The organism is Pseudomonas sp. 25 R 14 (assembly GCF_900004755.1).
GTDB classification, from domain to species: domain Bacteria; phylum Pseudomonadota; class Gammaproteobacteria; order Pseudomonadales; family Pseudomonadaceae; genus Aquipseudomonas; species Aquipseudomonas brenneri.
Window position 1 is genome coordinate 66531 of record NZ_CVTS01000063.1, and the last position, 9929, is coordinate 76459.

At 61.3% G+C, this 9929-nt stretch carries 4 protein-coding genes; all 4 read right to left on the reverse strand.

Translation table 11 applies throughout. From position 1 onward, the window contains the following. Positions 1-11: 11 nt before the first annotated feature. Positions 12-2255, reverse strand: coding sequence for a GTP diphosphokinase (gene relA, locus BFQ03_RS22765; protein WP_032857027.1), 2244 nt, complete (start codon positions 2253-2255; stop codon positions 12-14). A 120-nt stretch (positions 2256-2375) separates the two neighbouring features. Beyond that, positions 2376-3728: a 23S rRNA (uracil(1939)-C(5))-methyltransferase RlmD gene (gene rlmD / locus BFQ03_RS22770; RefSeq protein ID WP_065944066.1), complete on the reverse strand. Its 1353-nt coding sequence runs from the start codon at positions 3726-3728 to the stop codon at positions 2376-2378. Further along, entirely contained in the window at positions 3728-4630 is a 903-nt protein-coding gene (gene cysM, locus BFQ03_RS22775) for a cysteine synthase CysM (protein ID WP_032857024.1), read from the reverse strand. Before cysM ends, rlmD begins: the two co-directional genes overlap by 1 nt. Before the next feature lie 148 nt (positions 4631-4778). Further along, the coding region (locus BFQ03_RS22780) for a beta strand repeat-containing protein (RefSeq protein WP_139115726.1) at positions 4779-9929 on the reverse strand (5151 nt) is incomplete at its 5' end.

A 9929-nucleotide genomic window follows, 5' to 3' on the forward strand; every position in this document is an offset into this window, starting at 1 on the left:
AGCGCTCCGTCTCATGGCGTGCGGTTGCGCCGCGTCTCGATGATGTTCGGCAACTGGGAGATGCGCCCCAGCAGCCGCCCCAACGCGTCCAGCCCCGGAATCTCGATGGTCAGGGACATCAACGCCGTGTTGTCCTCCTTGTTCGAGCGGGTATTGACCGCCAGCACGTTGATCCGCTCGTTGAGCAGCACTTGCGAGACGTCGCGCAGCAACCCCGAACGGTCGTAGGCGCGGATGATGATGTCCACCGGATAGGTGAGCACCGGCACCGGCCCCCAACTGACCTGGATGATCCGCTCTGGCTCACGCCCGCCCAACTGCAGCACCGAGGCGCAGTCCTGGCGGTGAATGCTCACCCCACGGCCCTGGGTGATGTAGCCGACGATGGCATCGCCCGGCAACGGCTGGCAGCAGCCGGCCATCTGGGTCATCAGGTTGCCCACGCCCTGGATCTGGATATCGCCGCGCTTGCCCGGCTTGTAGCCGGTGGCCTTGCGTGGGATCAGTTCCAGTTGCTCGCTGCCACGCTCCGGCTCCACCAGTTGCTGGGCCAGGTTGACCAATTGCGCCAGGCGCAAGTCGCCGGCACCGAGAGCGGCGAACATGTCTTCGGCAATCTTCATGTTGGCTTTTTCGGCCAACTTGTCGAAATCCACCTGGGGCAGGCCCAGGCGACCCAGTTCACGTTCGAGCAGGGTCTTGCCGGCGGCGACGTTCTGGTCCCGCGCCTGCAGCTTGAACCAGTGGACAATCTTTGCCCGCGCCCGCGACGTGGTGATGTAGCCCAGGTTCGGGTTCAGCCAGTCACGGCTCGGCGTGCCGTGCTTGCTGGTGATGATCTCGACCTGTTCACCGGTCTGCAGGCTGTAGTTGAGCGGCACGATGCGCCCGTTGATCTTGGCGCCACGGCAGTTGTGGCCGATCTCGGTGTGTACGCGGTAGGCAAAGTCCAGCGGCGTCGCGCCCTTGGGCAAGTCGATGGCGTGGCCGTCGGGGGTGAAGATGTAGACCCGGTCGGGCTCGATATCCACCCGCAACTGTTCGGCCAGGCCGCCGATATCGCCCAATTCCTCGTGCCACTCCAGCACTTGGCGCAACCAGGAGATTTTCTCTTCGTACTGGTTGGAACCCGACTTGACGTCGGTGCCCTTGTAGCGCCAGTGCGCGCACACGCCCAGTTCCGCTTCTTCGTGCATGGCGTGGGTGCGGATCTGCACTTCCAGCACCTTGCCCTCGGGGCCGATCACCGCAGTGTGCAGCGAGCGGTAGCCGTTCTCCTTGGGGTTGGCGATGTAGTCGTCGAACTCTTTGGGGATATGCCGCCACAGCGTATGGACGATACCCAGCGCGGTGTAGCAGTCGCGCATTTCCGGCACCAGCACGCGTACGGCGCGTACGTCGTAGATCTGGCTGAAGGCCAGGCCCTTGCGCTGCATTTTGCGCCAGATCGAATAGATGTGCTTGGCCCGGCCGCTGATATCGGCCTCGACACCGGTGGCCTGCAACTCCGAGCGCAACTGGCCCATCACATCGCTGATGAAACGCTCACGGTCCAGCCGCCGCTCATGCAGCAGGGTCGCGATCTGTTTGTATTGATCAGGCTCCAGGTAGCGGAAGGACAAGTCCTCCAGCTCCCACTTGATATGACCGATCCCCAGGCGGTGAGCCAGGGGCGCGTAGATGTCGAAGACCTCACGGGCGACGCGGTTGCGCTTTTCGTCATCGGCGGTTTTCACCGCACGGATCGCGCAGGTGCGTTCCGCCAGTTTGATCAGCGCGACGCGTACGTCGTCGACCATCGCCACCAACATCTTGCGCAGGTTTTCCACCTGGCCCTGGGTGCCCAGCACCATCGACTGGCGCGGGCTGAGGCTGGCGCTGATCGCCGCCATGCGCAGCACGCCATCGATCAGTTTGGCCACCACCGCGCCGAAACGCTGGCTGACCAGCGGCAACGCAATGTGCCCTTCGCGCACACCGCGATAGAGCACCGCGGCGATCAGCGAATCCTGGTCCAGCTTGAGGTCGGCGAGGATCTCGGCGATTTCAAGCCCGGTACGAAAACTCGATGTTCCTTCGGCCCACAGGTTCTTGGCCGCATTGTCTTGCTGTTCTGCCTCGCGAGCGAACTCGCAGGCGGCTTTCAAGGCTTCACGGTCCAGTGCCGGATCGACACTGACGGCATGATCCAGCCATGCCTCGAGATTGATACTGCCGTCGGTGTTGATCGGCTGGTGTGCTCTCACCTGTACCATCTTGCTTACCTTCCCTACGACGCGCCTTGAGCGCGTCAAAATCGCTGACCCTTGTAACGCGAACTCCCTGGCAGGTCACAGGCCCTGGAGAACGCAGGCCAGTCGGACTAAGCGAGCATCCTAGCTCGCTTCAAATAACGCCATCGCCTCGACATGCGCCGTTTGCGGAAACATATCGAGGATCCCGGCACGTTTTAGCCGGTAGCCTTGCTTGACCAACTCGACAGTGTCCCGCGCCAGCGTGGCTGGGTTGCAGGACACATACACCAGGCGATCAGCCCCCAGAGTGGCGAGCTTGCGCACAACCTCCAGGGCACCATCGCGGGGTGGGTCCAAGAGTACCGCAGAAAAGCCTGCTTTGGCCCATTCGGCATCAGCCAACGGCTGGGACAAATCGGCCTGAAAAAACTGCACATTATGCAAATTATTACTGACGGCATTCGCGGCCGCGCGGTCCACCATGGTCTGCACGCCTTCTACCGCCACCACTTCACGCACGTTGCGAGCAAGGGGCAAGGCAAAGTTGCCCAGGCCACAGAACAGGTCCAGAACCCGTTCGTCGGGTTGCGGTGCCAGCCAGTCCAGCGCCTGGGCCACCATCGCCTCGTTGACCCCGGCATTGACCTGCACAAAATCCCCCGGCCGGTAAGCCAGCTCCAGGCCCCACTGCTCCAGATGATAGCCCAGCGCCTGCCCAGTCTCGAACGGCTGCGGCTCGCCTTCACCGTGCAGCCACAACTGCGCGTGATGGAATGCACAAAACTCTTGCAGCACCACCAGGTCAGCGTCCGACAGTGGCGCCATGTGCCGCAGCAACACGGCGATGGACGAGCCACTGAACAGCTCCACATGCCCCAGGGCCTGAGGTTTGCTCAGGCGCCGCAACATGTTGGGCAGACGCTGCATGATCGGTTGCAAGGCCTGTACCAGCACCGGGCAATCATCAATGGCAACGATGTCCTGGCTGGCCACGGCGCGAAAGCCAACGTCCAGGCGCTTGGCCTTGACGTCATAGCGCACGGCCACGCGGGCCCGGCGGCGATAGCCGAACTCGGGCCCGCTCAACGGCGCCGCCCACTCCTGGGGCTCGACCCCGGCAACACGGGACAGTTGCTCGGCGAGCATGCGCTGTTTCAGGGCAAGCTGTTCGTCATGGGGCAAATGTTGCAGGCTGCAACCGCCACAACGACCGGCCTGGGCACACGGTGCCGGACGGCGCAGTTCGCTGGCCTTGAACACCCGCTCGGTACGGGCCTCGACCACTTTGCCATGAGCCCCCAGCACCCGCGCCTCGACCTCTTCGCCGGCCAGTGCACCCACGACAAACCAGGTGCGGCCCTCGAAAAACACGATCCCCCGGCCATCGTTGGCCAGGCGCTCGATGGTCAGGCGCTGTTTTTTGCCGACCGGGATTTGTGGCGCTCGATTACCGCCCGTTGGCTGGAAACGCAGGCCTCGCTCTTGCTTGGCCATCAGTTGGGCGCGTCGAAAATGCCGGTCGACAGGTAGCGGTCGCCTCGGTCACAGATGATCGCGACGATCACCGCGTTTTCCAGTTCTGCGGACAAGCGCAACATGCCGGCCACTGCCCCCCCGGAGGACACGCCGCAGAAGATGCCTTCTTCACGGGCCAGGCGACGGGTGGTGTCTTCGGCTTCACGCTGGGCCATGTCGATGATGCGGTCGACGCGGGCGGCGTTGTAGATCTTTGGCAGATACTCTTCGGGCCAGCGGCGGATCCCCGGGATCGCCGCGCCTTCCATCGGTTGCAGGCCAACGATCTGGATCGCCGGATTCTGCTCCTTGAGGTAGCGCGAGTTGCCCATGATGGTGCCGGTGGTGCCCATGGAGCTGACGAAATGGGTGATGGTGCCCTGGGTCTGGCGCCAGATTTCCGGGCCGGTGCTGGTGTAGTGCGCCTCGGGGTTGTCACCGTTGGCGAACTGGTCCAGGACCTGGCCACGGCCTTCGGCGGCCATGCGCTCGGCGAGATCACGCGCGCCTTCCATGCCTTCTTCCGGAGTGACCAGCAGCAGTTCGGCACCATAGGCGGTCATCGCCGCCTTGCGCTCGGCGCTGCCGTTGTCGGGCATGATCAGGATCATCTTGTAGCCCTTGATCGCCGCGGCCATGGCCAGGGCAATCCCGGTATTGCCGGAGGTGGCTTCGATCAGGGTGTCGCCGGGCTTGATCTGCCCACGCAACTCGGCGCGGGTGATCATCGACAACGCCGGGCGGTCCTTGACCGAACCTGCCGGGTTATTACCCTCAAGCTTGAGCAACAAGGTATTGCTGGTGTTACCCGCCATGCGCTGCAAGCGGACCAGAGGGGTGTTGCCGACGCAATCGGCGATGGTTGGGTACTGCAAGGTCATGGCGTATTCGCAATCCAGACTGCGGGGGCGCCTATCATACCGGCAAACGCTGGCAGGCCATATCACGCAATTCGCGGTGCTTATAGCTGCGAGTTATAAGCCACAAGCTGCAAGCGTGGCGCTAACAGCTTGCAGCTTGTCACTGTCTTCAGACCGTATCGACCTTCAATGAATGGTCATTCAACATCCCATTGATGATCGTCGCCGTATCCGCACCGCTCGCAATCAAGCCTCCGGCCCCCGGCGTCACGCCGTATTGGGTCGCCAGGTTGACGCCGGCCAGGTCGATGGTCTGGGTCGGCGTGGCACCTGCAACGGCGCTGATATCAATGGTGGTCGTACCACTCACCACCTTGAAGTGCAGGTAGTCATCCAGGGACGCCGTCGTCGCGTTCTCTCCTTGCAACAGTTGTGACAAGTCCAGTTTGTCGGTGCCCACGGCAAAGTCGGTGATGACGTCGTGCCCACTACCGCCTGCCAGGTATTGGAAGGTATCGGCACCCGCGCCGCCGGTCAGGGTGTTGTTGCCCGGACCACCAATCAGGATGTCATCACCGCCCTCGCCCTTGAGGGTGTCATTGCCCAGTCCGCCCGAGATCAGGTTGTTGTTGCCGTTGCCGGTGAGGAAGTCGTTGAAGTTGGAGCCGATCAGGTTCTCCAGGGCCGTCAATGTATCGGTCCCGGCCCCACCTGTGATTTGCCCCCCTGCCAAGCCAAGGTTGACGGTCACCCCTGACGTGGCATTGGCGTAACTCAGTGTATCGATGCCTGCTCCGCCATCGAGCAGGTCGTTGCCGATGCCGCTGAACAACAGGTCATTGCCGTTGCCGCCATGCATCTCGTTGTTGCCGTTGCCAGCGCTCAGTACATCGTTGCCATCGCCGCCATTGAGGATATTGTTGCCGGGGCCGGCCATGATGATGTCATCCCCGCTGGTACCGGTGAGGGTGCCGCCGGCCTGGTAGGTGATGTCTACGGCGGCGCTGTCACTGCCGCCGTGGTTATCACTGACCGAATAATTACCGTGGTAGTCCGGCGTGTAGTCCTGAGCGCCGGCATAGTTGATGGTCATGTCCAACTCGTAGTTTTCTGCGCCATTGGCGTTGCCGCCTGATGGATTGGTGGTGTTGGCAATGTGAATCTCATAGGTAGCGTTCGCTAACGCAGTCAGCGTCGTGCCATCTGCGAGGGGGAGCTCGCTGCCCCCATTGATCGAATAGGTCATGAGGACGTTACCGAACGGCCGATTGTGATCCAGGTTAAGGGTTTCCCCCGCCTTGAGGCTGACCGTTATGCGATCGTCGGCCGTACTGCCGCTGACATTGCCGAGACTGCCAGTGATCACAAGGACTGCGGTCATGGCCCCGATATCGGCAAACGAGGTGCGTACATCCGCCAGGGTTGTGCCGCTGAGCGTTCTGGCTCCCGTCCCGGTAAAAGCCGCACCCTTGGCCACCCAGCCGGTTGGAAAACTGGTAGGGATAGCCGTCAGGTTGTCATGGTTGGCATCGCTGTCATTGGCCAGCAGCAACTGCGCAGGCACCACGATATTGCTCGACAGGATATTGGTGATCACATGGTCATCACCGGCCACCGGCGCCGCGTTCGGGTTGACCTTGACCACCAGGCTGGAAGTCGCGAGATCGCCGTCGTTATCACTGATGGTGACCCCGAAGTTCTCGGTAATCAGCGCGTCCGTCAGCTTCGGCGGCGTGTAGCGGAACTCGCCGTTGTCCATGTCTACCACCAGCGTGCCACCCTGGCTGGTGGTGATGCTGATGCTGTTGCTCACTGTATCGAACGTGCCCTGGCCACCCGGCAGGTTGGCGCTCATCGAACCTCCTGCCGCCGGGTTGTAGGTGTAGGTAATGCCATCCACCGTAAGGGACTTGATAAAACCACCATCGGCGCCAAACGTCCCGTCGGTCATCAGGCTACCCGTCACCGGAGCGCCTTGTATCGTGCCGGCCAGCACCGCGTCCAGGCCCGCCAGGTTGGCCACTACCACCGCGTTGGTATTGGTGTGGGTGCTGCCGTCGTAGGCCACCGGGTCCAGGTAAATACTGTTGACCCCTGCCCCCAGGCCAATGGCATAGGCCTTGATGCCGTTGGCGTCGAGGAATGCCCTCCATACCCCTTCTTCGGTGACATCAATACCATCGCCGTATTCCGGGTTGACCGCGTTGCCGGGGTTGTTCGGGTTATTGGTATTGGACGTGGTGGGGTTACCGTCCGAGAAGAAATACGCCACGTTCTGCGCGCCGTCCAGCTTGCCGGCGGTGCCATAGGCGGTCTGCGCGGTGCCCAGGGCCGAATCGTAGTTGGTGCCGTTGAAGGCCGTGAGGCCGTTGACCAGGGTCTTGGCCGTGGCAACGCTGACCCACTGGCTGCTCAACTGTTGAGAGCTGTCGTTGAAGGTCACGATCTGCACCTTCACATCGCCCATCTCGTCATAGCGGTTGAGCAACTCGGTGATGGATGCCTTGGCCAGGTCCAGCCGCGTACCGCCGGCCCCCGATGCATCGTTCATGCTGCCGGAGATATCGATGATCAGCAGCAGGTTGGAGTCCACCTCGGTTGCCGTGACCATGCGCTCACTGGACACGGCATTGGGCACGTCGTCGATGATATTGATATCGATCACACCCGTTGCGGTGCTGGTGTCATTGTCGCTGGCCGTGACGGTGACCTGCTCGACGAGGCTGTTGGTTCCGGCCCCCGTGGCATGGGCCTCGTTGTCGAGCAAGGTGTAGCGATAGCTGACCACCCCCGTGGTGGCGTTGTAGCCCGTCACGGTAAAGGTGTTGCCCAGGCCTGTGGCCTCAGATTGCGGGAAGGTTGCGGTGACACCGTTGGTGACCACACTGATGCCGCCCACTGTCAGGTTTTTCAAGCCATCCAGGGCAGTGACCGTGAAGGTGCCGGTCTGGGTCAGTGCGGGACTGTTCGGGCTGGTGCCGTCGAACAGGTTTTTTTCGTAGACGGTCAACTCGCCGCCGTTCAATTGAAGACCGGTGAGTACAACAGGATCGTTGTTGTTATGTACCTGCAGGACCAGGTTGGCGGGGCTGGTATCACCGTCGCTATCGTTGAGTTGATAGGTGAAGGTTTCAGTCCCATTGCCACCACCGTTCAGGGCCAGGAATTGCGTATCGGTCTTGTCCAGGGTGTAGGTGTAGCTGCCATCGGCCAGCAAATTCAGGGTGCCGTAGGTGCCGACGATGGTTGCGGGCGTCACCGGACCTGTAGGGATGCGGTCAGCGCCCTGCACATCGTTGCCCAGCACGCTGCCGGTCAGGATCAGTTGGCTTTCCGACGCAACCTGTCCATTGGTGTCGTCGTTGGCCTTTGGCACATCGTCAACTACGTTCACATCCAGCGAACCGGTGGCGCTGCTGTTGTTGCTGTCGGTCGCGGTTACCGTGAACGACTCGCTGATGCTGTTGGCATTGGCGCCGGTTGGGTGGGTGTCGGTGCCGTTGAGGGTGTAGCTGTAGCTGATCACGCCGGTGGTGGCGTTGTAGTTGGTGATGGTCAGGGTGTTGCCAAAACCGGTGGGTTGCGATTGCGGGAACGTCGCGGCGATGCCGTTGCTGACAACGCTGATACCACCCACGGTGAGGTTTTTCAGGCCGTCCAACGCCGTCACGGTGAAGGTGCCAGATTGAGTCAACGCAGAGCCATCATTGGCACTGCCCAGCGGCAGGTTTTTCTCGTAGACGGTGACCTCACCGCCATTCACCTCAAGGCCAGTCAACACCACCGGATCGTCGTTGTTATGCACCTGCAAGACGAGATTGGCCGGGCTGGTATCGCCATCGGCATCCGTCAACGTATAGGTGAAGGTTTCAGTCCCATTGCCACCACCGTTCAGGGCCAGGAATTGTGTATCGGTCTTGTCCAGGGTGTAGGTGTAGCTGCCATCAGCCAGCAAGTTCAAGGTGCCGTAGGTGCCGATGATGGTTGCGGGTGTCACCGGGCCAGTAGGGATGCGGTCAGCGCCTTGGACATCGTTGCCCAGCACGCTGCCGGTCAGGATCAGTTGGCTTTCAGAAGCCACTTGTTCATTGCTGTCATCGGCCGCCGTCGGCACATCGTCCACCACGTTGACATCCAACGAACCCGTGGCGCTGCTGTTGTTGCTGTCAGTGGCAGTGACCGTAAACGACTCGCTGACGCTGTTGGCGTCAGCGCCGGTTGGGTGGGTGTCGGTGCCGTTGAGGGTGTAGCTGTAGCTGATCACGCCAGTGATGGCGTCGTAGTTGGTGATGGTCAGGGTATTACCAAAACCGGTGGGTTCCGATTGCGGGAAAGTCGCTGTGACGCCGTTACTGACAACGCTGATACCGCCCACGGTAAGGTTTTTCAAACCATCCAGCGCCGTCACGGTGAAGGTCCCGGATTGGGTCAACGCAGAGCCATCATTGGCGCTGCCCAGCGGCAGGTTTTTCTCATAGACGGTGACTTCGCCGCCATTCACCTCAAGACCGGTCAACACCACCGGATCATCGTTGTTATGCACCTGCAAGACGAGATTGGCCGGGCTGGTATCACCGTCGGCGTCCGTCAACGTGTAGGTGAAGGTTTCCGTCCCATTGCCGCCGCCGTTCAAAGCGAGGAACTGCGTATCGGTCTTGTCCAGGGTGTAGGTGTAGCTGCCATCGGCCAGCAAGTTCAAGGTGCCGTAAGTGCCGATGATGGTTGCGGGTGTCACCGGGCCAGTAGGGATGCGGTCGGCGCCTTGGACATCGTTGCCCAGCACGCTGCCGGTCAGGATCAGTTGGCTTTCAGAAGCCACTTGTTCATTGCTGTCATCGGCCGCCGTCGGCACATCGTCCACCACGTTGACATCCAACGAACCCGTGGCGCTGCTGTTGTTGCTGTCAGTGGCAGTGACCGTAAACGACTCGCTGACGCTGTTGGCGTCAGCGCCGGTTGGGTGGGTGTCGGTGCCGTTGAGGGTGTAGCTGTAGCTGATCACGCCAGTGATGGCGTCGTAGTTGGTGATGGTCAGGGTATTACCAAAACCGGTGGGTTCCGATTGCGGGAAAGTCGCTGTGACGCCGTTACTGACAACGCTGATACCGCCCACGGTAAGGTTTTTCAAACCATCCAGCGCCGTCACGGTGAAGGTCCCGGATTGGGTCAACGCAGAGCCATCATTGGCGCTGCCCAGCGGCAGGTTTTTCTCATAGACGGTGACTTCGCCGCCATTCACCTCAAGACCGGTCAACACCACCGGATCATCGTTGTTATGCACCTGCAAGACGAGATTGGCCGGGCTGGTATCACCGTCGGC